Here is a 26,131-nt window from a genome sequence, read left to right as displayed (position 1 = left end):
AATATTGCCAAAAAGTATCTGGAAACTCTTAACGAGCAACCAGTAGTGGTGTTGGGTACGCCAAAGATGTACAGGTTTGACGGATGTTCTTTCGTCGCCTAGAATCTTGAAGCTCTCCATTTCAATGGAGAGTAGTTCACTGTTATTACCATCATATACACAAATTGCACATGACTCTGCAATGACAACAGATGTGATTGCCGCAGTATTGGAACATCCGTTGGTTGTTTATGTTGTTTGGATTTTACCTATAGCAAAGGCGTTACTTTTAGCTGCAGTTATTATTCCGCTAATTTTTAATAAATTCGGACAGAGGTTCTTGCTTGGATACTATGGTTTAATCTTGTTAATTATCGGGTTAATGCAAAATATGTCTTTTACAGTAGATTACGGTTTTACCTGGCTTATAGGAAACACACTTGTACAGTTTGCAGTAGTGGGTTTTTGTTTAGCAGATGTATTAAAAAACAAAACATTTATATCAAAACAAAATTTTATAAAACGACGGCTGTGGATTGTTGCTCCTATGATTTTTGCATTTTTAATGCCTTATTCTGTAAATAGTGCAAACATCGTATATCCTTCTTTTACTTTGAGTGTCCTTTTCAATGAATCTGGTGTTACATATTGTATGATAACGCCTGTTATCATTGGAGTTTTATTGCTTTATTCCAAAGGAGTACATAAACCTACACTTTCCGTTATATCCTATGTAGGATTTATTTTTGGACTTTTAAATATGATGACATGGTTTGCTATTCGAACAGAAAATTGGTGGATGGGCGTGCTTCATCTTCCGTTAGTTATTCTTTCAATTTATGGACTTTTAGTTGCCCATAATGAAAAATCTTTAGCGTAGATTCATGTGCATAATCTACGTTTACAGTTATGGTGTAATGTTCTTATTGGGTGATTTAGAGGTTTTGTCGGTGAATAATTAAGGCAGAGCCGTCCGTGGCGCTGTTTGAGTCACGGGGCACGATACGACGTAGAACACTGTGTTTAGCGACACTTTGCAATATGAAAGCGGGTTGGGACGCGTCACAAACACATGAACGTAGTTTGAAAAAGCAAAAACCTGTGAGAAAAGCTTAAGAGAATTAAAAAAGGCAGCACAAAATTAAGCTATTGCCGCAGGCTAATAGCTTCCAATAAATTACAGACTTATTGCATTAAAACTAAGGCGCTGCTTCCAACTTGTATCCACGTTTAAGCAGTTCCTGAATTGATAAGTCATCAGAAACCTTCAAAAAAGTAAAGTGTTTTTCTTTAGAAATGCTTGGTTCGGACATTTCCTTAAAAGGCTCATGTTTTACTTGACAGGTAATATAGTAATTTTAAAAATTGACTACAAGTAGGAGACTAAATATGTCAACTAAATCAGTCGCTAAAGCTGCCGGGCTAATCGCCTTAGCCAGTTTGTTTTCGCGGATATTGGGTTTTCTGCGAGAAGCCCTGATTTCCGGTTATTTTGGGAAAGGCTATGTCACGGATGCTTATCTCGCAGGTTTTGCTGTCCCCGATCTATTTTATAACCTCTTGGTCGTTGGAGCACTGAGTTCGGCCTTTATCCCTGTACTTTCCGGTTATCTAGCTGAGAAAAAAGAAGAAGAAGCTTGGTATATTGCTAGCGCTGTTATGAATTTGGTGATGGTGATTCTCAGTATGATCACCATCCTTGCCTTAATCTTCGCACCGGAAATTATCACTATGTATATTCCTGATGCGCCAGTCGAAACCAAAGAACTGGCCACAGCTATCATGCGGATTTTGCTGTTTCAACCTATATTGCTTTGTTTAAGCGGGCTTAGTATGGGAATCCTTAATTCTCTAAAGATATTCGGCCCCTCGGCTATTGGCTCGGTAATTTATGCTTTGTGTGTAGTAGTCTTTGGTACTATCCTAAAGCCCTTTATCGGCATCAAAGGCTTTGCCGTTGGGGTACTGATAGGGGCAATGGGTAATTTTCTTATTCAGATTCCGGCTTTACACAAGGCTGGTTTCAACTATACCTTTACGTTAAATTTTCGACATCCTGGGGTACGTAGAATCGCTGTCCTGGCTTTTCCGATTATTCTTTCGTTTGGGCTGGGGCAAATTCCGGTGGTGGTTTATCAAAATCTGGCATCTGCTTTACCACCGGGAAGTTTATCATCTTTCAATTACGCGTATAAATTACAGCAATTGCCTATAGGTATTTTTGCTTACAGCGTGGGGCTTGCTATCTTTCCTACTCTGACTGAGGCGATCAGTCTAAAACGTTGGCAGTTGTTCCGGGATTCCTTTTCCCTGGCACTACGCAGCATCATGTTCGTCACTATTCCGATTTCTGTAGGTATGATGGTTCTGGCCCAGCCCTTAATTAGCGTGGTGTTCCAGCATGGGTTATTTACATACCAAGATACGTTGGCAACGGTACCGTCACTAGTATTCTTTGCATTTGGTATTGTGGAACAATCAGCCTCTGTGATTTTGCCCCGAACCTTTTATGCTTTGCAGGATACGTGGACTCCTGTCCTGCTGAATGGAATTACGTTGCTTGTAAATGTCATGTTGATGAATGTGTTGGTAAAACCACTAGCCCAAGGCGGCTTGGCCCTGGCGATATCGATTAGCGGTATTGTAAATATGCTTCTGTTGTTATTTTTTTTAAAGCGGAAGATTGGCTTTATCGACGGTCGTCGGATCATAACTTCATTAATTAAAATATTACTTGCTTCAACCCTTATGGGTATGGCAGTGTGGCTGGTGTTCCGTTTCACATCAACATTTTTCAGTATCAACTTCTTGGGTTCACTACTTAACCTGGTTATCGGCACCTGCGTTGGCGCGGTCGTATTCCTTTTTCTCGCGGTAGTTCTGCGGATGCCGGAATTAGAATCTATACTCCAGATTGCTCGCCGCAGGATCGCAAAATAACGTAGATCAACCAGATGTTGGAATACCGTCCAAGCATAGGCGAATAATCCAACAACCCACCATTGGTTACCAAGTTGTGAGATGCTATACTGGGACCAGCTCCAAAGGAAAAATGACACAAAATCATCATGACAGAGGAGTTGGTTAAACATGAATAAGAAATTTTTCCTTTTTACTTCAATGGTCTTAATGGGAATCCTTTATCTTGCGCCAGTGGCTGAGGCAGCCACGCCGACACGCGGTCAACAAACGCAAAATGTCATTGCCGCGGCTGAAAAGTACATGGGAACACCTTATCAGTGGGGTGGGACAAGCTCTAAGGGAATCGATTGTTCAGCCTTAACGCAAAACGCGTTCCAGGCTGGAGGAGTCAACCTTCCCCGGGTAAGCCGAGATCAATATAAGGTTGGAAGCTTTGTCGCGGCGAAGGATCTTCACCCAGGAGATCTTGTGTTTTTTAGTTTTACTTCGAACCACCAAATTAGCCACGTTGGGATCTATATCGGCAACGGACAATTTATCAATTCTACCTCAAGCAAAGGAGTCACTATTTCGAAGTTTAGCTCTTACTGGTGGCAACATTATGTTGGAGCAAGACGAGTTCTCTAACCGAAGAATAATAAGATAGAAATATAATGGAACAGTGAATTTGAGGAGAGCTGGATGCCAACTAAATAAAGTGGACCCTGTAAGGTTTACGGACTATTCACCGAAACGCAAGTTATTGAACAAACGACAAGCGTCGCCAGTTCGAAGGAATCCATGTTAGACGAGATTCGGGAAATGGCGGAAGCGCTTGTAAAGCAGGGCGTCAAGACCACGGCGTTCGACGATTATATGAAGGGCGAAGAAGAAGAAGACAAGTTAAGGCGAGTTAAATAAGGCAAGACGTCATTGAATGAACCACGTTATCGAAGCGAAGTCTATCCGTGATTAAGAGTGTAATAAACCACACTTAACGGAAGGGCTTCGTTTCTTTTTGTTATATGGACGTTAGGGCGTTGGGCAACGCTTGGGACGTTTAAGACGTTGTCAAGTGATAGATTATGTCGCGAAATTGAAAGTATTGACAGCTTATTAGGAATAGTTATAAAGTGATAACGATAAGGTTCGTCGAGTTAAGGCGATCGGCGACGGTCAAGCGACAAGCATACCATGATGACAGACAAACGCCGGAAGTCGCTATTATCGTGGGAACTGACATTTTGACGCAATGAATACACCACAAAATTACGGCCTATTACGGCGCAAAATTACGCCCTATTCACGACGGAGAAATCCGCCACCAAAAATATTGCAGGGCGTTTAGTAATTTCCGTAATTATACGACGAACACCGCAAACCGTTGATATTAGCGAAAATTTAACCCTATCACATTAGAATACTTCATTAACGAAACGCAGTTCAATACAACATTAACCCTTCGAGAACGCAATTAAGCCCGTTCTTAATTCGAATGTTGAAGGGGTTTTTGTTATGCCGAAGAAATGGAAGATAGATATTCAATTTTGCGGCATTGCCATATTTAAGGGATTGACGTAATTAAGGCGTTAACATAAAATAGATATTGTCAAACGACACTTTGACAAAGGGGCAACGAAACACACATAACCGAAAGGAATTGATTATAATGTCAAACGTACTCGATAAAGCCGCATATTTAAAGGGAATTAAACACGTTGGTATTTATATTCGCAAGTCGCGCTTGACGGGCGACCTTGACGAGAAGGAAACACTTGCGAAGCACCGAACGGAATTAGTAAACTTCGCAAAGGAAAATAAATTAGAACATACCATTTTTGAAGAAGTCGTAAGCGGCGGAAAGTCCGACAACCGGGCGGAATTCAATCGTATGCTTAACTTGACCGCCTTGGAAGTATACGACGCCCTAGTCGTCATAAATTGGGATAGGTTGACCCGTAACGAAGCAGACGGCGCCCGTCTTACGAAGACCTTACGGGATAGCGAAACCGTAGTTATTCAGTTGAACCCGTTTGAGATTATCGATCTAAACAACGACGGCGACGTCGACAAGACTTCGTTTATGACCTTCTTCGGGGCGTGGGAATTGCGCCAAATAGGGCGAAGAAACCGCGCCGGAAAGGTTCGCGCCGCGCTTGCCGGGAAATGGATTGGAACCGTTCCCTTCGGATATTCCCGGAACCATTCGACCGGGTTCCTTGAAATTAACGAACCACAAGCCGAAGTTTATCGTCGAATCGTTGAAATGTTTCTTAGCGGTATGACGCCGCGCACAATCCTTTATACATTGAACGTCGAAAACGTTCCAAGTCCAAAGGGCGGCGAATGGAACGACACGGTTGTCCGTCGAATGTTAGTTGACGACGTTTACACCGGGACGGCGACCTTCGGCAAAGCGAAGTATATCGACCGTAAGATCAAAAAGGATAAGCCGCGCGACGAATGGATTGTCGTTTCCAACTCGCACCCGGCGATCATTGACGAAGCAAAGCACAACGAAATATTGAACAACTTCGACGCCCGGAAGCGAATCAACGGACGCGCCCAACACGGAAAACACGCTTTAAGCGGTCTTCTTATATGTCCCGTATGCGGCGGGGCGCTACACTTCGCAAAGACCCCGCGCGGCGTATGGATAAGAAAATGCGCGACCGTTGACGCCGTGGGGAACCGTTGCGCGAATACGGACAAAGGCGTCGCCGTTGCCGTTGTGACCGAAGCGATCGCGAACCAACTAGAAAAGCATAAGGCGACCTTATTGAACCCGGTAAAAGATACGCCGGACGATAAGGAGAAGATCGACACCAAGATCAAAAAGATTCAGGCCGACCTTGCCAAGATGGATAAAGCCGCCGAACGCCTTTTAGAGTTGTACGAATTCGGAGATATTGAAAGGGCGGTATATAACGAACGAAAGGCGAGGCGCTTAGAAAAACGCGCAGGGGTTGAAAGACAGTTAGCGGAATTGTACGAACGCGCGAACAAGAACACGACTGCCGCCGAACGAATCAAAGCGATCGACGCCGTCGTCGAAGCAATTCGAAACAACGACGGAAGCGCCGAACATATCGAAAAAATCAACAAAGGACTTCAAAGGATTATCGAAAAGATCATTTATCATAATGACGGCGAAGAATTGACGTTAGACGTTCATTACAATTAGGCGACGAAAGTCGTCTTTTTTCTTATGTGATTTTTATTCGATTAATGTCGTGACCGAAATCACAGAATGACGACGATCGTTCTGCTAAGATATAGACATACCGAACAACACAAGGCGCCGGACGTTAAGGCGCAAAGCGTCAGGGAATAAATAAAACGAAGAATAAAAAGGAGTTGACAAACGATGTTCTGCTATCAGTGCCAAGAAACATCTAAAGGATCCGGTTGTACCGTAAGAGGTGTATGCGGAAAAACAGAAAATGTTGCTAACATGCAAGATCTTTTAATCTATGTTCTAAAAGGGATCTCCATTTATGCGGTTCAAGCTCGTGAACTGGGAATTGTTCGGCAAGATATTGATAAGTTCATCATGGAAAGCTTATTCGCAACCATCACAAATGCTAACTTTGATAAAACGCGTTTCGTGGAATGGGTGCGCGAGGGTCTGAAACTTCGCGAAGAGATGAAACAAGAAATTATTAAAGCGGGTGGCGTGATTCCTGCTCAGCTTCATGATTCAGCAACTTGGACAGCAGATTCGGTCGAGGCCTTCGAGCAAAAGGCCGCTCAAGTTGGCGTTCTGGCCACAGAAAACGAAGATATTCGTTCCTTACGGGAACTTCTGACTTACGGAATCAAAGGAATGGCAGCTTATGCTGAGCATGCTTTGACCTTAGGTTATAATGACCCCAGCATTTTTGGGTTTATGGCCAAGGGGCTCGCAGCTGTCACGAATGACAACCTATCCGTAGATGAACTCGTTGCTTTAGTTCTTGAAGCTGGGAAATATGGCGTTGATGTCATGGCCCTGCTCGATAAAGCAAATACCACGACTTATGGTAGTCCTGAAGTAACCAAGGTAAACATCGGTGTCCGTAAAAATCCAGCTATCTTGATCAGTGGTCACGACCTTAAAGACCTTGAAGAACTCTTGAAACAAACCGAAGGAACGGGTGTAGATGTCTATACTCATGGCGAAATGCTGCCAGCCCATTACTATCCTGCCTTTAAGAAATATTCTCATTTCGTCGGCAACTATGGGAATGCTTGGTGGAAACAAGACAAAGAATTCGATTCCTTTAACGGACCGATTCTTTTGACCACGAACTGCTTAGTTCCCCCCAAAGATTCCTATAAAGACCGTCTCTTTACGACAGGTGTTGTTGGCTTTGAAGGAATACAACACATCCCCGCGCGTGAAGAGGGCAAAGCAAAGGACTTCTCTGCCCTTATTGAACTCGCTAAAAAATGCCCAGCTCCAACCGAAATCGAAACAGGGGAAATCGTGGGCGGCTTTGCTCATGACCAAATCTTTGCTGTTGCTGATCAAATCGTTGACGCCGTAAAGAGCGGAGCTATTAAACACTTCTTCGTCATGGCCGGTTGCGATGGTCGTATGAAGAGCCGTGAATATTACACCGATTTTGCCAAAGCTCTTCCGAAGGACACAGTGATTTTGACGGCTGGTTGCGCAAAATACAAATACAACAAACTAGACCTCGGTGATATCGGCGGAATTCCGAGAGTCCTCGATGCTGGTCAATGTAATGACTCCTACTCCCTAGCCGTGACAGCCCTTAAACTCAAAGAGATCTTTGGTTTGGACGATATTAACAAACTTCCAATCTCTTATAACATCGCCTGGTATGAGCAAAAGGCAGTTATCGTTCTCTTAGCACTTCTCCACCTCGGTGTGAAAAACATTCACCTTGGACCGACCTTACCGGGCTTCCTTTCTCCTAATGTAGTCAATGTGCTCGTTAAGAACTTCGGTATCGGTGGAACCACCAATGTTGAAGACGACCTGAAAATGTTCCTGGAAGCCTGAAACGAGGGGACAGGTCACTCGTTTCACTCAGGCCAAACAAAGGGTTAGGTAAGTTCTCAGGTAACTAAGTAATGAAGGACGCCTCACCATAGAAATGCAATTTCTATGGCGAGGCGTCCTTTTTGTGGTAATATATATAATTATAGTTTTCTTCGATTCGAGAAAGGATGTCCACAATGCCACTTTGGAAACGTAACTTATGGGTTTGCTGGTTCGGATCCTTTGCTACCGGAGCAGGATTGAGCCTAGTCTTGCCGTTTTTACCGCTTTATATTGAAATGCTGGGTGTTCACAATGTTGCAGCTGTGGAGCAATGGTCAGGACTCGCTTTTGGTGCGACCTTCATTACGGCCGCTATATTTTCTCCTCTTTGGGGAAAACTTGCCGATCGGCATGGACGAAAATTAATGCTTTTACGGGCGAGCATTGGGATGGCGGTCATTATGATACTTATGGGCTTTGCCCAAAATGTGTATCAACTGGTTGGTTTACGTCTTCTCATGGGGTTAGTTTCTGGGTATATCTCAGCTGCAACGACATTGGTTGCGACCCAAACTCCTTATGAACATTCAGGCTGGGCTTTAGGTACTCTCTCAACAGGGCAAGTGAGCGGAAATTTACTGGGCCCGCTGATTGGCGGTTGGTTATCCGAAGTCATTGGTTTACGTCATGTATTTTTTGTAACGGGTGGTTTCCTTATATTAGCCTTCCTAGTTACCTATCTACTGATCAAGGAAGACTTTCGCCCTGAGCAAAAGTTAGAGCTTGGTTTCAAAGAGGTCTGGAGTAAGATCGAAAACCCGAAAGCGGTCATGGCGATGTTTTTAACGACGATGATGATTCAAGTGGCCATCCTAACAATCGAACCGATCGTGACCGTCTACGTCAAACAACTCGTCCAGGATGTGACCCATCTAGCGCTAATTGCGGGTTTTGTCGTCTCTATTCCGGGACTGGCGAATATCTTCAGCGCTTCCCGGCTCGGAAGGATTTCTGATCAAAAAGGACCAAGCAAAGTCTTATTTTTTTCGCTGCTTTTAGCGGCCTTAGTTTTTGTTCCCCAAGCCTATGTTCAGACTCCCTGGCAACTCATGGGATTACGCTTCATTCTAGGAATTGCTATGGCAGGAATGCTCCCAGCCGTGAACACGCTGATTCGCAAAAGTGTTCCCGGTTCTGTATCTGGTCGGATTTTTGGTTACAATCAATCTGCACAGTATCTGGGAAATGTTACCGGACCACTTTTGGGTGGACAAATTGCGGCGTATTACGGCATCCGTTATGTCTTTCTTTTTACGGCAGCTCTCCTTGTGATCAATGCGCTTTGGGTTCGTCATATCGACAAAATGACCCTAGATCCACAAAAACACGTTTTTTCTACGCCTTGAAACGGGGGGCAGGTCCCTCGTTCGACGGTAGAAAAAAACAGAAGAAAGGGTATGAATAAGGAAGTCCCTTGGTTACTAAGAACCAAGGGACTGTTCGTTGTTTCCAATATAAGAGGGTGCTATAATTTCCTGAGGTGATGTATATGTATTATGCCTTATACTGGGGCAACTTTATGACATCATCACAGCTCGGCGATATTCATTAAGTAAGCTATCTAAGAGCTGGCTCATGCGAATAACTTCCGGATCTGTGAGGGCTTTCCCTTTCGCAGTTTCGTATAAGGACAGGCGTACTTTTTCGATTGTGATTTGCAGTAGTTCCATTGGTGATGCCCCTTTAGTTTATTACTTACTATTTTACATGGTCAAGAATAATTTGCCAATTGGAAGAAGTTACAAAGATTTATGTATTAATTTGTAATATTAAACAAAGGATGAGCGTAATGAGTCAATTTGAGGAAATTCTGATCAAGAAAAGAGCATTTTTTGCTACAGGGGTCACCAAAGATGTAAACTTTCGTGTGGAACAGCTGAAAAAACTTAAACAGGTTATTAAATGTTTTGAACCAGCGCTGATGCAGGCCCTCCAGTACGATTTGAATAAATCAGAACTTGACGCGTATTCGACGGAGATTGGGATTGTCTATGAAGAAATCAATTATATTGTCAAGCATCTCAATTCGTGGATGAAAAAAAAGCGGGTAAAAACCCCGCTCACGCATATCGGCTCGCAAAGTTATGTTTACCCTGAACCCTACGGTGTTGCGCTAATTATCTCACCTTGGAATTATCCCTTCCAGTTGACTATTGCTCCGCTCCTGGGGGCGATAGCAGCGGGAAACTGTGCCATCATTAAACCCTCTGAGCTAAGCCCTCATGTTTCTCAGGTCCTAACGGAGATGCTTAATACCTATTTTTCCAGCGATTATCTAGCGGTTATCGAGGGGGGAGTGGAAACCAGCACAGAACTCTTAAATCTTAAGTTTGATAAGATCTTTTTCACAGGGAGTGTCGCAGTCGGGAAAATCGTGATGCAATCAGCTGCGAAATATTTAACTCCAGTTACCCTGGAGCTTGGGGGAAAAAGTCCCTGTATCGTGCATAAGGATGCAAAACTGGATTTGGCCGCAAAACGTATTGTCTGGGGTAAATTTTTAAATGCGGGCCAAACGTGTATTGCCCCAGATTACCTCTTGGTTCATAAAGAGGTAAAAGAAGAATTGATCGAGCGGATGAAATGCTATATCCAAAGTTTTTATGGTCAAAACAGTCAAGCTATGGCGCAAAATAAAGATTTAACGGTCATCGTTAATGATAAACATTTTCAGAGGCTTATAGCTTATCTGGATAAATCTCATATTCTAGTGGGTGGAGGTTATGACGAAAAACGGTTGTGGATCGAGCCTACAATCATCGACCAGGTAGAGTGGCAACACCCTGTGCTGCAAGATGAGATTTTTGGGCCGATTCTTCCCGTCGTGGAATATGAAGAGTTAGCAGAAGTCATTAAAATCGTTAATGAACACGAAAAACCCCTGGCCCTCTATTTTTTCTCAGAAAACAAAGACTTACAAAATCAGATCCTGCAAGGGATATCGTTCGGCGGAGGGTGTATTAATGATACGGTTATACACATCGTCACACCCTACCTTCCCTTCGGCGGGGTGGGGAATAGTGGAATTGGAGCCTATCATGGAAGAAACAGTTTTGAGGCCTTTTCTCATCAGAAGAGTGTCTTACACCAGACCACAAGATTTGATTTGCCGGTTCGCTATCCCTCCTTTAAATATGCTTTGCAAGCAATTAGGTTTCTTATGAAGTAGTCGTAAGAAAGAAGGAGTAACTCACATCCTTGTCGTCGAATGCATATAAAATATTAGTTCCAATCTGCACTCTCTCGGCGATCTTAAGTTCTTGCGAGAGCCTTAATCTAATTCTCATCTTAGTCAATCTCATTTTTAGTCTCAATCTTGAAGCGGAGAGAGTGCTTAGATTGGGGCTTTTTACGTGCAAGAAAAATATAAGTGTAATAGAGAAATTCCCGGGCCTAAGCCCGGGAATCTTATTTTTGATTTAGAAGATAACAGCTAACGCAATTAAGATCAAAATCGCAATTGCAACAATTCCGGCACCAACACCAACTCCGGCACCCATGCCAACGCCAACTGGAGCTGGACAGCCACAGCCACCACCATATCCATATCCGCCTAATCCGTACATCCTTTTTCACCTCCGTTATTAGTCAATCAGGAATTCTAAAAGACACGAAACGCGTTCTTACATTTCTTAGAAAACGATGCCTAATGCGATGAGCAGAAGGATGATAACTACAACAATCCCAATACCAGCTCCAAATCCAGGGCCACATGCACCGGCTGCACCTCCGAATGCCATAACGTTTGCCTCCTTCCATAATCTGGCTTACCAGGGTTAATATAACTTATGACCTGAAGAAAGCATCTGTGCCATAATATGTAAAAAATATTGAGTGACCGTAAGGAAACTAAAGAACAAAAATAGAGGTAGCCAAAGCACGAAAGGAAGAATATTCTATAACATACCATTTAATACCATAAAAGAGGAGGAGACATTATGCCACTCGGCAATTTTAGATTCGGTAATCCACCTCCTAATCCACAGAATCAGAAGTCCTTTGGGCAGCCCGATTGGGTGAACACAGGTAAGACGTTTTTACGGGGCTTACAACAGGTTATGCCCTACCTGTCTCAGGCAGGATTTCCAATGCCTCCAGGAATCAATTTCCTAATGAAAGGCCTGGGAGGAGGTTCCGCTGGGGGAGTCCCGCAATCACCGGGGATCAGGGGACAGGAATTCTCGCAGCAAGGGTATCCCCAGCAAGGGTATCCCCAGCAAGGGTATCCCCAGCAAGGGTATCCCCAGCAGGGGTATCCACAGCAGGGATTTCCGCAGCAGGGATATCCACAACAAGGATACCCATCGCAAGGATTGCTGCAACAAGGCTACACTCAGCAAGGCTATCCCGCTCCTACTCAGGGCTTCTCTCCTCAAGCTAATCAGCAGCAAGTACCACAGGTTTCAGGTAAAGGTGGAGGAATTAAAGGCTTAATCAGCCGCTTCATGGCGCGACGCAAAGGTTAAACTGGTTGGCAGAAATCACAGCCACTGTTTTCCACAGTGGCTGTGATTCTATCGAGGGAAAGCAGGAAGAAACATGATCGAGGTTCAACAACTCACCAAAGTTTATCCCAAGGGCCGCGGAATTCACGGGCTTTCTTTTCAAGTGGAGGCTGGAACGGCTTTTGGATTTCTAGGTCCGAATGGGGCAGGGAAGACGACAACGATCCGGCTTCTTATGGGTTTCATGAAACCCGATCAAGGGAGCGCACTGATACACGGACAAGATTGCTGGCGCGACCGGGAAAGTGTCAAAAGAAGAGTAGGTTATCTTCCTGGGGAACTGCATTTTATGGAAAACCTGACAGGACTCGAGTTTCTAGAACTGATTGCAGGAATGCACGGAGAACGATGGGGGATCAAACAGAAACGGAAACGTTTAATTCAAGTTCTGGATTTAGAGTGTCGCAAGACGATCCGCAAGATGTCGAAAGGAATGAAGCAAAAACTTGGGCTTATATCTGCCCTGATGCTCGATGCTGAGGTGCTGATCATGGACGAACCAACGTCGGGACTTGACCCCTTAATGCAAAAAGTTTTTATGGAGCTGATCTTAGAAGAAAAGAAAAAAGGGACGACAATTTTCATGTCGTCCCACCAGTTTCAAGAAATAGAACGGACCTGTGAAAGGGTCGGAATTATCCGTGAGGGTCAGCTACTCTCGATCCAGAGCATTCATGAACTGCAACAGATGGAATATCGGACCTTTGAAATCGAAGTAAAGAGTACTGAAGACGCAGAGACTATAGAAGAAAGTGAATTGGAATGGACGAAAGTGGATGTTGGTTTTTATCGCATTCGAGTGGCAAAGGACATGGGGCAGCTTTTTCAAGTCCTAGCTAAGGTTCAAGTGAAACGCTTTGCTCAGTGTTCTCTCGAATTAGAGGACGCCTTTATGCAGTATTATCGCTAAGTAAAGAAGGGATCTTTCTGAACCAATCATTTTTTCGCGTGTTGTTTCGGCAACACCGAGGTGAAATACTCAAGATTTCCTCGGGAATCATGGCGTATGAATGGCTCCTAACTTGGGTTTATCCCATAGTGAGTAAAAACCCTGCAGTAACAGAGATTGCCGAATCTATTCCTTCAGCCGTGAAGACGGTTTTTGGAGTATCCGATCAAGCTCCGGTGGATACATTTGAAGCGTTTATTTCCGCTCAGTTTTTTGCACGCATATGGACTCTCCTCTTAGCTTTGTACGGCGTAAATACGGCGACATCATTGCTTGCAGGAAGTATTGAGGATGGAACTTTGGCCATACCTCTCGCGACGCCCATATCACGAAGTGCGCTTTTAGCCACGCAAGCGGGAGTTCTTACCTCTGCCAATGGAGTTCTAATGGGTGCGACCCTGCTTGGGCTCTTTTCCGGGACAGCTCGGTTCAAAATCAAAATTGAGCACTGGCGATATTGTCGAATGTCGCTTCTGGGGTTTGCCTTTTTTTCGGTAATAAGTATGTATAGTTTCCTTTTTTCGGCCTGGTTTCCTGAGAAGGAGAGAGCCCTTGCATATGCTGCAGGCTTGACCCTTGCCTTCTATGGACTAGATATCATTGGGGGATTGAGTGAAAAACTATCCTGGGTGAGAAAACTATCTCTTTTCCAATGCTTTCAACCTCAAGAAGTACTCGAAGACAGAATTGATCCAGGTCGGCAGATTTTAGGACTAACAGGTGGAGCAATAATCCTCTGGCTTTTGGCGCAACGCATCCTTGAAGAGAAGGATTTAGTGTTATGATAGCCTTAATTGAAAGGTAAATTATTCATCGATTACCAAGAATATATGCTAAAATGGAAGGAACTTCATTATCTTTGTCGAACTAGATAAATCTGGTAAGTAATTTAATCTATCTGGAGGATGTTATGTCAGAAGAAAAGTCTTGGGCTGCCTATGAGCAAGCCATCAAACAGATTCGTTCTGTATTGGGTGCTCGTATTAAAGCAAGTGCTGAAGGTGAGATTGAAGAAATTCATGTTCTTGCCAACTCAAATCGTAACCCTAAACAGATTGTCCGAGACGTCGAATCCCTGTTGGCTACCCAGTTTGAAGCTGAGATCGACCATAAAAAGGTGAGCGTGGTTCAGATTGATGAAGAAGATGAAACAACCATACCCTTTCAAGAGACGATCAGGCCAAAACTGGTTTCGGTAACAATCCGGACAGTGCAGGTAACGGCTGAGGTTAAAGTGGAGCTCTCGGTAGGAGAAAAAATCCTCGAGGGAATTGCCCAAGGACGTTCTTCTTCTTATAATAAACTTCGGCTATTTGCTGAGGCGACAATCCAAGCCCTGACTTTAATAACCATGGAAAAACTGATTCTCGTGGCCGAAGATGTTAATATCAATTCCTTGGGTAAACACAAGGTTGTTCAATCCGCCATTACTCTGATTACTCCTAATGGTGAGCAGACTTTAGTAGGGTGTGCCATCATCAAAAGTGATGAGCGAGAAGCGGTTGTAAGGGCGACACTAGATGCCGTAAATCGGAAATTGTGGTTCTGCTAAGAGCCAAATTAATCTTTTAAATATAAATTTGTAAGTTTTGGCCGGCTATAAAGAAATAATTGAATTTTAAGCGCCTTTTTTTCAAACGAGCGAAGCGAAAAAGAACAGCGAAGCGGATAACCTAATTCTTGTTTTAATTTACAGAATTAAAGGGGGTTTACCGTAAATGAGTAAATTGTTTAAAGCAATGACTGTTTTAGCTACTCTTGTTCTCGCTGGTGGCGCTTGCTATAGAATTTAATTCTTTAAATGCCGGTCATTAATCTAAAGGGGCTAGAATAATGCTAAATCTGCCAAGAAAATTTAAAAAGACTTCTTTTATAACTATCTTATTAGCACTATTTGTGATTTCTTATAGCCTATTACAGATTCAGTTAGATCTTCGGTTAGCCCTTAGCCTATTCGTTTTTTGTATCTTAGCTATTTGCAGTGAGTCACTACCGGTAGCCTTACCTAAAGGTGGCTTTGTAACTGTCACCTATGCCATTTTGATCGCTGCAGTTATTTTGTTCCCAATAAGTATTTCACTACTTATCGCAGCGGTTGGCCCTCTTTTACTTTTGGGTAAAGACCCCCTCTGGAAAAGAATTTTTAATTCGGCACAATTCGTTTTATCGATGTTTATTGCAAAGGAAGTCATACTTTTAGCTGGGGTGTCAGGTTTCCAATTTAATTTCAAGGCAATTAGCTACGATATTCTTGGCGCCATTAGTTTTATGCTTACAAATATGACCATTGTCTCGATTGCGCTGGCTCAGCTCAATAAAAAATCTCCTTGGGCCTACTGGGTTGGAAACATTCGTTGGTCTGTCCCGAACTTTCTTGCCTTGGCACCTTTAGGAATAATTATGGCTGCGATCTATACAAACTATGGCACAATTGGAATTATCCTGCTCTTTGTGCCCCTTTTAATAGCACGTCAATCTTTTCAACTCTATATTCAAATGCGGAAAAACTATCTGAATACTGTCGAGGCCCTCGTTCAGGCTCTTGAAGCTAAGGACTCCTATACGAGCGGACACTCTAGCCGGGTTGCAGAGTTCTCAGTAAAGCTGGCCGAGGAGTTAAAGTTGTCTGAGGAACGGGTCGAGTTTATTAAATACGCTGGTGTTTTGCATGATGTCGGTAAAATCGGGGTCAGCGAGACCGTGTTAAATAAGCAGGGCCCTTTAACAGAATCCGAATGGGAGATGATTCGTAATCATCCGTCGATTGGCCAAAATATTATTCAAAGTATCGACTTCCTGTTTGATGTGAGTCAAGTTGTGAGACATCATCATGAGCGCATCGATGGAAAAGGATATCCCGATGGACTAATCGGGGAGGATATCCCCTTGGAATCCCGGATTATTGCTGTTGCTGATAGCTATGATGCGATGACATCAGTTCGGAGTTATCGCCAAGGGAAGTCAACTAGTGCAGCCCTAATCGAACTGGAAAGCGTAGCAGGAACTCAACTTGATGCCCAATTGGTTGATATTTTCTGCAAGATTGTACGCCGGGACATAGAGCAGGGATTTAAAGAGGTGGATAATGCTCATTGAATCCTTAATTTTGGCGCTTTTGATCGGTTTATTAGCTGGTGGAAAGTTGAAAAATTTAATGCAATTAAAACTTAAGGGTCAAATTCTTTTGATCTTAGCCGTTATACTTCAAGCTATTGCCTTTCAGGCAACGCAGCACCATTTTTGGCAGGAACCCAATGAAGTTATGCCCATGTTACATACCATTTCCTATCTCTTTCTCCTTGGGTTTGCCTGGCTAAATCGGGCCTTGCCGGGGATTCCCATTTTTGCAGCAGGTGTTGCCTTAAATGCCTTAGTAATCGGATTGAATGGAGGGCTCATGCCGGTAGATCCGGCAATATTACCGGAAGCAAGTCAACAGGCTTTACTCAAAGGAACGGGAACGCATGGGCTTCTTACAGAGGGCACCAAGCTCAAATTTTTGGCGGACCGCTTCTACGCGGAGATCCCGGGACTAACGAAACAGCTCTTTAGTTTAGGGGATGTCTTTATAGATACTGGCATCGGCTATCTCATCATCAAGACCATGATTTCTGGACGTCAAGCAGAAAGAAGTCAGAGCCTAAATGATTAACTGTTAATCCTTAAGCTAATCCTTATTTGCTCTATCTCCCATAGAACTCCGCCGGCCGTTTGTCCAGGATGGATTGAACGGCTTCTTTTTTGTCGTTAGTTCCTATACAGAAGGTAGAAGCGATTTCTTCGAACATCAGACCTGCCTCAAGTGGGGTGTCAACAGCAAGGTTGATAGCCTTTTTAGCTAGGCGGACGGCAAGTGGGGGCATTTGGGTAATTCGTTCGGCCATCTTTAACGCTTCGGGGATCAGATCCTCCGCAGGGACGACACGGTCGACAAGTCCGATTCGGGCTGCTTCCTGGGCATCAATGGTTTCTGCGGTGAGAATGAGTCGCTTCGCCTGACTCGGACCAACTACTCGGGTTAAACGCTGAGTTCCACCCATATCTGGGCTGAGGCCTAAGCGCACTTCGTTAATTGAAAAGGTGGCTTCACTTGAAGCGATCCGGATATCGCCACTTAAGGCAAGCTCTAAGCCGCTGCCGACTGTAATTCCGTTAATCGCCATGATAATAGGCTTAAGGTGGCGATCCCAGCGAGTATTAATGGCTTGAAAATGAGCGAGTTCAAGTGAGATCCAATGTGAGTTTAGCTCGGAAAGAAGCATTAGATCTGCACCCGCACAGAAGAACTTATTTCCGGCTCCTGTAAAAATAATCGCGCGAATCCCATCGTCCTTGTGCAGTTCGGTCTGAAGCTGCTCCATCTCCAAATAAGTCTCTTGCGTCCAAGAGTTACCCTTTTCCGGACGGTTTAAGGTGACAAGAGCGATCTGACCTTTGCGCTCGAGAATAAAATTTTCATAACTCATGCTTTTTAACTCCTCTCAAAAATAATTAGAAATCACTGAATCATCATTCATTTTTACTCAGCATATCATGAAAAGAGAATGATGGGAACATCGTAATTTGAAAAATCGGAATATAGAGTAAATAACAAATATTTACGAAAAGCAGGTTTATTTTTAGATAAAAGAATGATAAGATAAAGAAAATGAACGACTATTCATTCATGATAAACGAAAGAAAGTCTCGTGGAATTTATATATTTGGGGTTATGCAAGAAAAGTAGAAAAGTAGAAAAGGTGATGGGTTAAACATGGCTGCTTTACGTGAAGATAAATTCGAGAGAATCTTAGATGCTGCGACTGAGGCCTTTGCCGAATTGGGATACTCCCAATGCCAAGTGTCTAAAATTGCTCGCTTAGCTGGAGTCGCGGATGGTACTATCTATCTTTATTTTAAAAATAAAGAAGAAATTTTAATCCGGCTTTTTGAAGTGCGCATGGGAAATTTTATTGACCGGATCCGTACGGAACTGGAATCGTGCCAAACGACAAGAATGCGCCTCCGAACGATCATTCAAACACATTTTTCGTACATGGAGAATGACCGATCTTTAGCTATGGTTACCCAATTCGAATTGCGACAGCCCAATTCAACGTTAAGGGCGGCAATTAGTGGGCCTCTACGTGATTATTTTCGATTGATTGAGGAGGTGATTCAAAAGGGGATCGAATCGGAGGAGATCGCTCCGGTTAATGTCAAGGTAGCTCGCCAAATGATTTTTGGCACCGTCGATGAAGCCACGACCGATTGGCTTCTTGCCCGGAACGTGCGAGCCCTGCATAACGATGTTGATATTATTCTCGATTTATTTGCTGGGGCTTTACGCTTACCGGAAAAGTAACATAAGGAGAAATGGCATATCTGGATTTATGGCGTAGCGCACTTGGTTCAGGACAAGGAGACGCCGACCTGGACCATCTGACTGAGTGGTCAATCATCTTATTGGATTTACCTAGTGTTTAACGAAAGGAGAGAGTAAAGGGAGTAAAATATTTCTAAAATTCAGAATAGTCAAATTAGATACTGCTAGGTATTAGCTACTAGCTACTTGAAACGAGTTTGAGATGAGAGAGGAGGATGAAGAATGCGAATCAATAAAGTGGCTGTCCTTGGCTCAGGTGTAATGGGCAGCACGATAGCCGCACATTTAGCGAATGCCGGGATTCCCAGTCTACTGCTGGATATTCTACCCTCTGCCTTGCTCCCGGAAGAAGAGGCTGCAGGCCTCACGCTGGAGAGCCGCAAAGTGCGAAACCGTATTTCTCAGTCCAATAAAGCGAAACTCCTAAAAATGAACCCGGCTCCACTTTTTGTCCCTGAGTTTGCGGAACTCATCGAGGTGGGGAACTTCGCCGATGATCTTGGGCGTCTACAGGAAGTGGATTGGGTGATTGAGGTCGTGGTGGAACGACTTGACGTAAAAGTCGACATATTTAAGAAAATCGCGAAGCAGATTCGCCCAGGAACAATTGTCAGCTCCAATACTTCCGGAGTTTCCTTACAGGCGATGGTGGAGGGGCTGCCGCAGGAGTTCACTCGTTTTTTCTTAGGAACTCACTTTTTTAACCCGCCCCGCTACATGAAGCTCTTAGAAATCATTCCTGGCCCGAATACGGATCCGGAGATTTTAAAATTCATGGCTGATTTTGGGGAGCGAGTCTTAGGCAAAGGCGTCGTTCTGGCCAAAGATACGCCGAATTTCATCGCTAACCGGATCGGCGTTTATGGCCTGGCCGTGACCCTTCAAGAAATGATGCGTTACGAGCTTACGATTGACGAAGTAGATGCGTTGACAGGTCCAGTCATGGGGCGTCCTAAATCAGCGTCTTTGCGCACTGTCGATATGGTTGGCCTAGATACATTCGTCCATGTTGCTGCGAACGTTGCTGAGGGTGTACCTGAGGAAAAGGAGCTCTTCGTGCTTCCCGATTTTATTCAGGCCATGCTTGAGCAAGGGTGGCTCGGGGACAAGACAAAACAAGGCTTTTACAAAAAGGTTAAAACTGCGGAAGGCAAAGCAGTTTATGTTTTGGATCCGAAGACCCTGACCTATGTTCCTAAGAAAAAGGTGAAATTCTCTTCCTTGGATAAGGCAAAAGAGGCAATCACCCTCGCGGAAAAAATCCAGACGTTGATCAGTGGCAAAGATCTTGGCGCCCAGTTTTCCTGGCTTGTCCTCAAGCGGATTCTGCTCTATGCAGCCAAGGTTGCTCCTGACGTAGCTGAAGATATTACCGCCATTGATGAGGGCATGCGCCTCGGCTTTAACTGGGAACTGGGCCCTTTTGAGACCTGGGATGCCCTGGGTGTGCAAGCAACGGCTGAGCGCATCCTGGCTGAAGGGGATACACTACCGCCCCTTGTAGCCAAGCTTCTCGCTGAAGGCAAAACGAGTTTTTACGAAAAAGCCCCAGATGGAAGTAACTTCTATTATTCTAACGGCGAATATCTTCACCACCAAGCTAGCCCCTATGCTTTCTCCTTAAAGCAAGCGCACCAACAGGGTAAACTGATCTTCGGAAATTCCGGAGCAAGTCTGATCGACCTTGGGGATGGGGTGGCTTGCCTGGAGTTTCACTCTCCCAATAATTCCATGGGCGAGGATATTTTGAAGATGATCCATAAATCCCTGGCCGAAGTCGAAAAAAATTATCTCGGCCTTGTTATTGGCAGCCAGGGCAAAAACTTCTGTGTCGGCGCGAACCTGATGCTTATTTTAATGGCGGCTGAAGATGAGGATTGGGATGAGCTCAGTCTTTCGGTTCGAGAATTCCAAAGAGGAACCATGGCCTTGAAATACGCCAAGAAGCCGGTGGTGGCAGCCCCTTATGGGATGACCCTAGGCGGTGGAACCGAAGTTTGTCTCCATTCCCATGCCATCCAAGCTTCCGCGGAGACCTATATGGGACTCGTGGAACTTGGAGTCGGTCTTCTCCCTGGAGGCGGCGGGACGAAGGAAATGGCCCTGCGCGCGATGGAAGGCATCTTGCCGGGGGTTCAAGTAGCACCTGATTACTTCTATGCCAAACGCTTTGAAACCGTGGCTCTGGCTCAGGTCTCGACCAGTGCCGAAATGGCCAGAAAGCTTGGCTTCTTGCGCGATCATGATCGCTACAGTATGAATGGGGAGCATATTCTTCTGGATGCGAAAGCTCGGGTGATTGATCTCGCTCGCAACTTCCGCCCACTTTCCCCGCAAAAGGTGAAAACGGCGGGGGCGGGCGTGCGCGCTACGCTGGAGCTGGCGCTCTACGGCATGAAGCAAGGAGGCTACATTTCCGAATATGATGAACATCTGGCCCAAAAACTCGCCTCGGTGATGACCGGTGGAGATAAGCCGGCGGGCAGCATCGTCGACGAACAGTACTTGCTCGACCTCGAACGCGAAGGGTTTTTAAGCTTAGCGGGCGAGGCGAAGACCCAGGATCGAATTCGTTACATGTTGGCTAAAAATAAACCACTACGGAATTAGGAGGTGAAGCAAGATGAGAGAGGCATTTATTGTTGCAAGTAAACGGACGGCTATCGGCAAAGCCCTTAAAGGATCGCTTGCGCAGGTGCGCCCAGATGATCTGGGAGCCTATGTTATTCAGAATATTTTAAAGGGTGTACCCCACTTAAATCCAGCCGAGATTGATGATGTGATCATCGGCTGCGCTTTTCCAGAAGGCGAGCAAGGCATGAATATGGGCCGGGTCATGGCTTTACGAGCAGGGCTGCCGATCGAAGTTCCAGGCATGACGATTAATCGGTTCTGTTCTTCTGGCTTACAAGCGATTTCAATTGCGGCCGATCGAATTCGTCTGGGGGAAGCGGAGGTGATCCTCAGCGGTGGCGCCGAGAACATGTCCATGGTCCCACTCGGCGGAGGAAAACCCGCACCGAATCCCTATATGATGGAGCACGCCCCGGAAGTCTACCTTTCGATGGGACTTACCGCGGAGAATGTGGCTCGCAAATATGAAGTGACTCGGGAACAACAGGATGAATTCGCGCTCGCAAGTCATCAAAAGGCGTATGCAGCCCAAACCAGTGGGCGGTTCGAGGAAGAGATTATACCTGTTCTTCTACCCGGTGGTCAATGGTTCGCGAAGGACGAAGGAATTCGTCCAGAGACCACGCTAGAGACACTGGCCAAGCTTAAACCCGCTTTCCTCAACGGTGGAACGGTCACGGCAGGGAACTCGTCTCAGACCAGTGACGGTGCAGCCGTAACCTTGCTTATGTCCGAGCAAAAGGTCAAGGAACTCGACCTCAAGCCTCTCGCCGTATGGCGTGGGTTCGCAGTCGCCGGTGTCGAGCCGGAGCTCATGGGGATTGGTCCAATCAAAGCAATCCCCAAAGTTTTAAAACAAGTCGGGCTAACTCTTGACCAGATTGATATCTTCGAGCTGAATGAAGCTTTTGCAGCCCAGGGTTTAGCTGTGATCAAAACGCTTGGCATCGACCCGGCCAAAGTGAACCCCAACGGAGGGGCGATTGCCTTCGGTCATCCCCTCGGCTGTACCGGCGCGAAACTAACTGCCACGCTGCTCCATGAGTTGAAACGTCGTGGCCTCAAATACGGTATGGTCACTATGTGTATCGGTGGAGGCATGGGCGCAGCTGGAATTTACGAACTGCTATAAGGGTGGCCCAGAGTGCTAGAATCCTATTATTTAAGATAAGGGGGAAAAAGTTATGGATTTAGCTTTAAAAGGCGGCGGATTTTTGCTTGCGGAAGTGACGCCAGATCAAGTTTTTGTTCCTGAGCAATTAAATGAAGACCATCTTCAGCTTAAAAAAATGGCCCATAATTTTGTGGAAAAAGAAATTGCCCCGCAGATTGAACGACTCGAAGTACAAGAAGAAGGGTTGATGCGGGAATTCCTGCATCAAGCCGGAGAATTGGGTCTCCTCGGGTTGGAAGTTCCCGAAGAATTCGGAGGCTCAGGCATGGATAAATTCTCAACTGTCGTGGTCGGGGAGGAAGTCCCTCGGGGCGCTTCCTTTGCCGTAGCCTTTGCAGCCCATACCGGAATCGGGACCTTACCGATCGTCTATTTTGGAACCCCTGAACAGAAGGCGAAATACTTGCCCGGTTTAGCCAATGGGGACACGATCGCAGCTTATTGCTTAACTGAACCAGGTTCCGGCTCCGATGCCCTGGGAGCAAAATCTACAGCAGTCTTAAATCCCGAAGGGACGCATTATCTTTTAAATGGCACTAAACAGTTTATTACCAATGCTGGTTTTGCTGATATTTTTCTCGTTTATGCCAAAGTCGAGGGTAAACTCACGAACTTCATTGTGGAGCGGGGATACCCTGGAGTCTCCTTGGGACCGGAAGAGAAAAAGATGGGGATTAAAGGCTCTTCGACGCGTCAAGTGATTCTTGAAGATGTCAAAGTACCGGTTGAAAATGTGGTGGGGGAAGTTGGCCGTGGACATGTCGTGGCCTTTAACATCCTCAATGTCGGCCGTTTCAAGCTTGCCGCGGCAGCGATTGGCAGTGCTCAGCTTGCCTTGGAGATATCCCTGAATTACGCCAGTGAGCGTAAACAGTTTGGAACCCCCTTAAACAGCTTTGGCGCTATCCAGACGAAATTTGCTAAGGTAGCGACGCAGTCCTATCTTGCGGAAAGTGTCGTCTACCGAACAGCAGGACTGATGGAAGAAGGTTTCCATGGTCTTGATTTAACCGGAGATTGCCGTCAAGCAGCAGGCAAGGCACTTGAAGAATATGCAATTGAGTGTTCCTTAAATAAAGTCCTCGCTTCGGAAGTCCTCGATCTTTCGGTGGATGAAGGGGTTCAGATCCATGGCGGGTATGGCTTTGTTCAAGAATATCCGATGGAAAGAATGTATCGGGATTCCCGGATCAACCGCCTCTTTGAAGGGACTAATGAAATCAACCGCTTGCTCGTTCCGGGAACGCTTTTAAAGCGCGCGCTGACAGGTGAACTCCCCCTATTGGCAGCAGCAAAAGCGGTAAGTAAAGATCTTCTCGCGGGCGGTTCAAGCTCACAAGAAGAAGGTCTGGCTGGACTGCTGCAAATGACGCAAAAAGCCAAGAAAATCTTTCTTTTGGCTGCGGGTCTTGCGGCTCAGAACCTGGGGAATGCGCTTAAAGATAATCAATTTGTGCTCTTAGGCCTGGCGGAGATGGTTCTCCAAATCTATGCGATGGAGAGTGGAGTTCTCCGCGCGCTGAAAGTTCAAGAACTCGACGTTGCTGAGGAGCATAAACGTTTTGTGGAAAACGCCGCGACCTTGGGAGCCTTTGAGGCGATGAATAGCGTGGAACAATACGGGAAAGAAGTTCTGTGCGCTGTCGAAAAGGGAGATACTCTGAGCACAGTCCTTGCTGGCTTGCGCAAACTTGCCCGCCGTCCCAGCAGTGATCTGATGGGGCTTCGGCAAGACATCGCGAAGGCTGTGATTGCGAAAGGAAAATATCCGATTCGTTAACAGAGAAAGAATATCTGAAGAATATCTAAGGAAAAAGAGATAAGGGTGCAGATAAAGGATAGAGGAGTGGTATTAGGTTAAAGAAGTGAGGGAGAAGAAAAATGTCTACATTGACTGAGAAATATAGAAACAAGGTTGTATCTCCCGAGCAAGCGGTGAGCGTTGTCAAAAGCGGCGACTGGATCGTTTACTCCTATGCAGCCAACACCTTGCCAGTACTTGATGCGGCTTTAGCTCGACGGACACCGGAACTTCAAGACGTCCAACTCTTAGCAGGAGTTTCCATGCGTCCGCATGCCATTATTAAAGCAGACCCCAAAGGGGAGCATTTTACCTGGGATTGTGTGCATTTCAGCGCGATCGATCGGAAGTATTATGAAATGGGACGGGCCTTTTATATTCCACTACGTTATTCGGAAGTTTCTCGCTATCTCTTAGAAAATGTACATCGGGTTGATATTCTCATGGTTCAAGTGAGTCCAATGGATAAACACGGGAATTTTAACTTCGGCCCGACGATCTCCCATTATCGAGCGGCTGCCGATAAAGCGAAGGTCATTATCGTTGAAGTCAATGAAGATATGCCGATTGCGCAAGGTGGGTATGGTCATACATTGCATCTTTCAGAAATCGATTATATCGTGGAAGCAGGACATACGGGTATGCCCCAGATTCCTTCCCTTGAACCCAAAGAAGTGGATCAGAACATTGCTCAATTCGTAATGAAAGACTTAAGGGATGGGGATTGTATTCAGCTCGGGATTGGCACGATGCCGAATGCCTTAGGCTCACTTATCGCTCAATCAGACTTGAAGGATCTGGGTGTTCACACCGAAATGCTTGTCGATAGCTACGTCGAGATGTTTGAGGCGGGACGGATTAACGGACGGAAAAAACAAATTGATCGCGGGCGGATGGTTTATACCTTTGCCGGTGGGACTCAGAAACTTTACGACTTTATTGATAATAACCCCCAAGTGGCAGGTTATCCGGTCGAATATACCAATGATCGGACGATTGCCAGCATGAATGATAACCTGGTTTCGATCAATAATGCCTTGGAAATCGATCTCTCCGGCCAGGTGTGTTCTGAAACCGTGGGACCAAGAATGATCAGCGGAGCGGGTGGACAACTTGATTTTGTGGATGCCGCCTATAATTCGAAGGGTGGGCGGAGCTTTATCTGCATGGAATCGACCTATACTGATAACGAGGGGAAAAAACATTCTCGGATCAATCCGCTTTTGACAGTGGGTGCCGTTGTCACGGATACTCGCCCCATGGTTCAGTATGTGGTCACCGAATATGGGATGGTGAACCTCAAAGGACAAACCACCTGGCAACGGGCAGAAAAACTCATTAGTATTGCCCATCCCGATTTTCGCGAAGAACTGATCCAAGAAGCGCAAAAGCTCCATATCTGGCGTACTAGCAATAGGCATTGAGTGTGAGGAATAAAGTCCACGCTCAAAATGTAAAGAAAGACGACCATATCAATTTATGGCCGTCTTTTATAACTTCAGTTTTTTTTATACTAACAGAAAGTATAAGTTTTGGGCAGATAGCATAAGTGCAACTAAGGCTTCCGCCTACGCTAGAGGCTTGGCGCAAGCCAAGTTTTCTTTATACTAACAGAAAGTATAAGTTTTGGGCAGATAAACTCTAAGTGCAACCAGCGGTTTTCGCTTTCCTACGATGCAAGTAGTTAAGTCCGGCAGGATAAGGCGACTAAGGCCATCGCTTTGGCGCTGGCCAAGTCTTCTTTATCGCAAAGCTCGGCGAAAGCCGGGT

The 26,131-nt window shown here is 45.3% G+C and carries 21 protein-coding genes; 18 read left to right on the top strand and 3 right to left on the bottom strand.

Annotated features, from left to right (window positions below; genetic code table 11):
• Nucleotides 1-124 precede the first annotated feature (124 nt).
• The 6 genes from VM640_RS16285 to VM640_RS16260 all read left to right on the top strand — a co-directional run bounded on the left by VM640_RS16285 (nucleotide 125) and on the right by VM640_RS16260 (nucleotide 9,279).
• Nucleotides 125-859: a hypothetical protein gene (locus tag VM640_RS16285; RefSeq protein ID WP_325394119.1), complete on the top strand. Its 735-nt coding sequence runs from the start codon at nucleotides 125-127 to the stop codon at nucleotides 857-859.
• Between the two features lie 509 nt (nucleotides 860-1,368).
• Nucleotides 1,369-2,919: a murein biosynthesis integral membrane protein MurJ gene (murJ, locus tag VM640_RS16280; RefSeq protein ID WP_325394117.1), complete on the top strand. Its 1,551-nt coding sequence runs from the start codon at nucleotides 1,369-1,371 to the stop codon at nucleotides 2,917-2,919.
• A 150-nt stretch (nucleotides 2,920-3,069) separates the two neighbouring features.
• Entirely contained in the window at nucleotides 3,070-3,528 is a 459-nt protein-coding gene (locus VM640_RS16275) for a C40 family peptidase (protein WP_325394115.1), read from the top strand.
• A gap of 1,021 nt (nucleotides 3,529-4,549) precedes the next feature.
• Nucleotides 4,550-6,064 (top strand): recombinase family protein, encoded by a 1,515-nt coding sequence (locus tag VM640_RS16270; protein WP_325394114.1) that lies wholly within the window; start codon nucleotides 4,550-4,552, stop codon nucleotides 6,062-6,064.
• 183 nt (nucleotides 6,065-6,247) lie between these two features.
• Nucleotides 6,248-7,891, top strand: coding sequence for a hydroxylamine reductase (hcp, locus tag VM640_RS16265; protein WP_325394113.1), 1,644 nt, complete (start codon nucleotides 6,248-6,250; stop codon nucleotides 7,889-7,891).
• A 176-nt stretch (nucleotides 7,892-8,067) separates the two neighbouring features.
• Nucleotides 8,068-9,279 carry a multidrug efflux MFS transporter gene (locus VM640_RS16260; RefSeq protein WP_325394111.1) on the top strand — a complete coding sequence of 404 codons (1,212 nt, stop codon included), beginning with the start codon at nucleotides 8,068-8,070 and terminating at the stop codon, nucleotides 9,277-9,279.
• Nucleotides 9,280-9,450: 171 nt separating this feature from the next.
• Here VM640_RS16260 and VM640_RS16255 read toward each other — a convergent pair whose 3' ends face one another.
• Complete coding sequence (locus VM640_RS16255) at nucleotides 9,451-9,603, bottom strand: aspartyl-phosphate phosphatase Spo0E family protein (RefSeq protein ID WP_325394109.1); 153 nt, start codon at nucleotides 9,601-9,603, stop codon at nucleotides 9,451-9,453.
• 119 nt (nucleotides 9,604-9,722) lie between these two features.
• Here VM640_RS16255 and VM640_RS16250 point away from each other — a divergent pair, with 119 nt between their 5' ends.
• The gene (locus VM640_RS16250; protein WP_325394107.1) at nucleotides 9,723-11,102 is read left to right on the top strand and encodes an aldehyde dehydrogenase; all 1,380 of its coding nucleotides are present in this window, start codon (nucleotides 9,723-9,725) and stop codon (nucleotides 11,100-11,102) included.
• Nucleotides 11,103-11,352: 250 nt separating this feature from the next.
• Here the strand turns inward: VM640_RS16250 and VM640_RS16245 are convergent, their stop codons facing one another.
• On the bottom strand, nucleotides 11,353-11,499 hold the full coding sequence (locus tag VM640_RS16245) for a hypothetical protein (RefSeq protein ID WP_325394105.1): 147 nt from the start codon (nucleotides 11,497-11,499) through the stop codon (nucleotides 11,353-11,355).
• A 372-nt stretch (nucleotides 11,500-11,871) separates the two neighbouring features.
• On the opposite strand from VM640_RS16245, the gene VM640_RS16240 reads away from it, so the two are divergent.
• The 6 genes from VM640_RS16240 to VM640_RS16215 all read left to right on the top strand — a co-directional run bounded on the left by VM640_RS16240 (nucleotide 11,872) and on the right by VM640_RS16215 (nucleotide 17,039).
• The gene (locus VM640_RS16240; protein WP_325394103.1) at nucleotides 11,872-12,399 is read left to right on the top strand and encodes a hypothetical protein; all 528 of its coding nucleotides are present in this window, start codon (nucleotides 11,872-11,874) and stop codon (nucleotides 12,397-12,399) included.
• Between the two features lie 73 nt (nucleotides 12,400-12,472).
• Entirely contained in the window at nucleotides 12,473-13,348 is an 876-nt protein-coding gene (locus tag VM640_RS16235) for an ABC transporter ATP-binding protein (protein WP_325394101.1), read from the top strand.
• Nucleotides 13,349-13,386: 38 nt separating this feature from the next.
• Complete coding sequence (locus VM640_RS16230; RefSeq protein WP_325394099.1) at nucleotides 13,387-14,172, top strand: ABC transporter permease subunit; 786 nt, start codon at nucleotides 13,387-13,389, stop codon at nucleotides 14,170-14,172.
• A gap of 125 nt (nucleotides 14,173-14,297) precedes the next feature.
• Nucleotides 14,298-14,939, top strand: coding sequence for a hypothetical protein (locus tag VM640_RS16225; protein ID WP_325394097.1), 642 nt, complete (start codon nucleotides 14,298-14,300; stop codon nucleotides 14,937-14,939).
• A gap of 281 nt (nucleotides 14,940-15,220) precedes the next feature.
• Nucleotides 15,221-16,483 (top strand): HD-GYP domain-containing protein, encoded by a 1,263-nt coding sequence (locus VM640_RS16220; protein ID WP_325394095.1) that lies wholly within the window; start codon nucleotides 15,221-15,223, stop codon nucleotides 16,481-16,483.
• Entirely contained in the window at nucleotides 16,473-17,039 is a 567-nt protein-coding gene (locus VM640_RS16215) for a DUF5317 domain-containing protein (RefSeq protein WP_325394093.1), read from the top strand. Before VM640_RS16220 ends, VM640_RS16215 begins: the two co-directional genes overlap by 11 nt.
• Nucleotides 17,040-17,070: 31 nt before the next feature.
• On the opposite strand, the gene VM640_RS16210 is transcribed toward VM640_RS16215, so the two are convergent.
• Nucleotides 17,071-17,853 carry an enoyl-CoA hydratase/isomerase family protein gene (locus VM640_RS16210; protein ID WP_325394091.1) on the bottom strand — a complete coding sequence of 261 codons (783 nt, stop codon included), beginning with the start codon at nucleotides 17,851-17,853 and terminating at the stop codon, nucleotides 17,071-17,073.
• 287 nt (nucleotides 17,854-18,140) lie between these two features.
• On the opposite strand from VM640_RS16210, the gene VM640_RS16205 reads away from it, so the two are divergent.
• The 5 genes from VM640_RS16205 (at nucleotide 18,141) to VM640_RS16185 (ending at nucleotide 25,785) form a co-directional block, all read left to right on the top strand.
• Nucleotides 18,141-18,731 carry a TetR/AcrR family transcriptional regulator gene (locus VM640_RS16205; RefSeq protein ID WP_325394089.1) on the top strand — a complete coding sequence of 197 codons (591 nt, stop codon included), beginning with the start codon at nucleotides 18,141-18,143 and terminating at the stop codon, nucleotides 18,729-18,731.
• Nucleotides 18,732-18,974: 243 nt separating this feature from the next.
• Entirely contained in the window at nucleotides 18,975-21,362 is a 2,388-nt protein-coding gene (locus VM640_RS16200) for a 3-hydroxyacyl-CoA dehydrogenase/enoyl-CoA hydratase family protein (protein ID WP_325394087.1), read from the top strand.
• Between the two features lie 13 nt (nucleotides 21,363-21,375).
• Nucleotides 21,376-22,518 carry a thiolase family protein gene (locus tag VM640_RS16195; protein ID WP_325394085.1) on the top strand — a complete coding sequence of 381 codons (1,143 nt, stop codon included), beginning with the start codon at nucleotides 21,376-21,378 and terminating at the stop codon, nucleotides 22,516-22,518.
• 52 nt (nucleotides 22,519-22,570) lie between these two features.
• Entirely contained in the window at nucleotides 22,571-24,340 is a 1,770-nt protein-coding gene (locus tag VM640_RS16190) for an acyl-CoA dehydrogenase family protein (RefSeq protein WP_325394083.1), read from the top strand.
• Between the two features lie 101 nt (nucleotides 24,341-24,441).
• Complete coding sequence (locus tag VM640_RS16185) at nucleotides 24,442-25,785, top strand: acetyl-CoA hydrolase/transferase family protein (RefSeq protein WP_325394081.1); 1,344 nt, start codon at nucleotides 24,442-24,444, stop codon at nucleotides 25,783-25,785.
• The last annotated feature ends 346 nt before the right edge of the window (nucleotides 25,786-26,131 follow it).

Origin of the sequence: Desulfitobacterium sp. (assembly GCF_035539115.1) — a bacterium.
Taxonomy (GTDB): domain Bacteria; phylum Bacillota; class Desulfitobacteriia; order Desulfitobacteriales; family Desulfitobacteriaceae; genus Desulfitobacterium_A.
The sequence above is the reverse complement of the archived record's forward strand: the minus strand, read 5'-3'. Positions and strand labels throughout refer to the sequence as shown.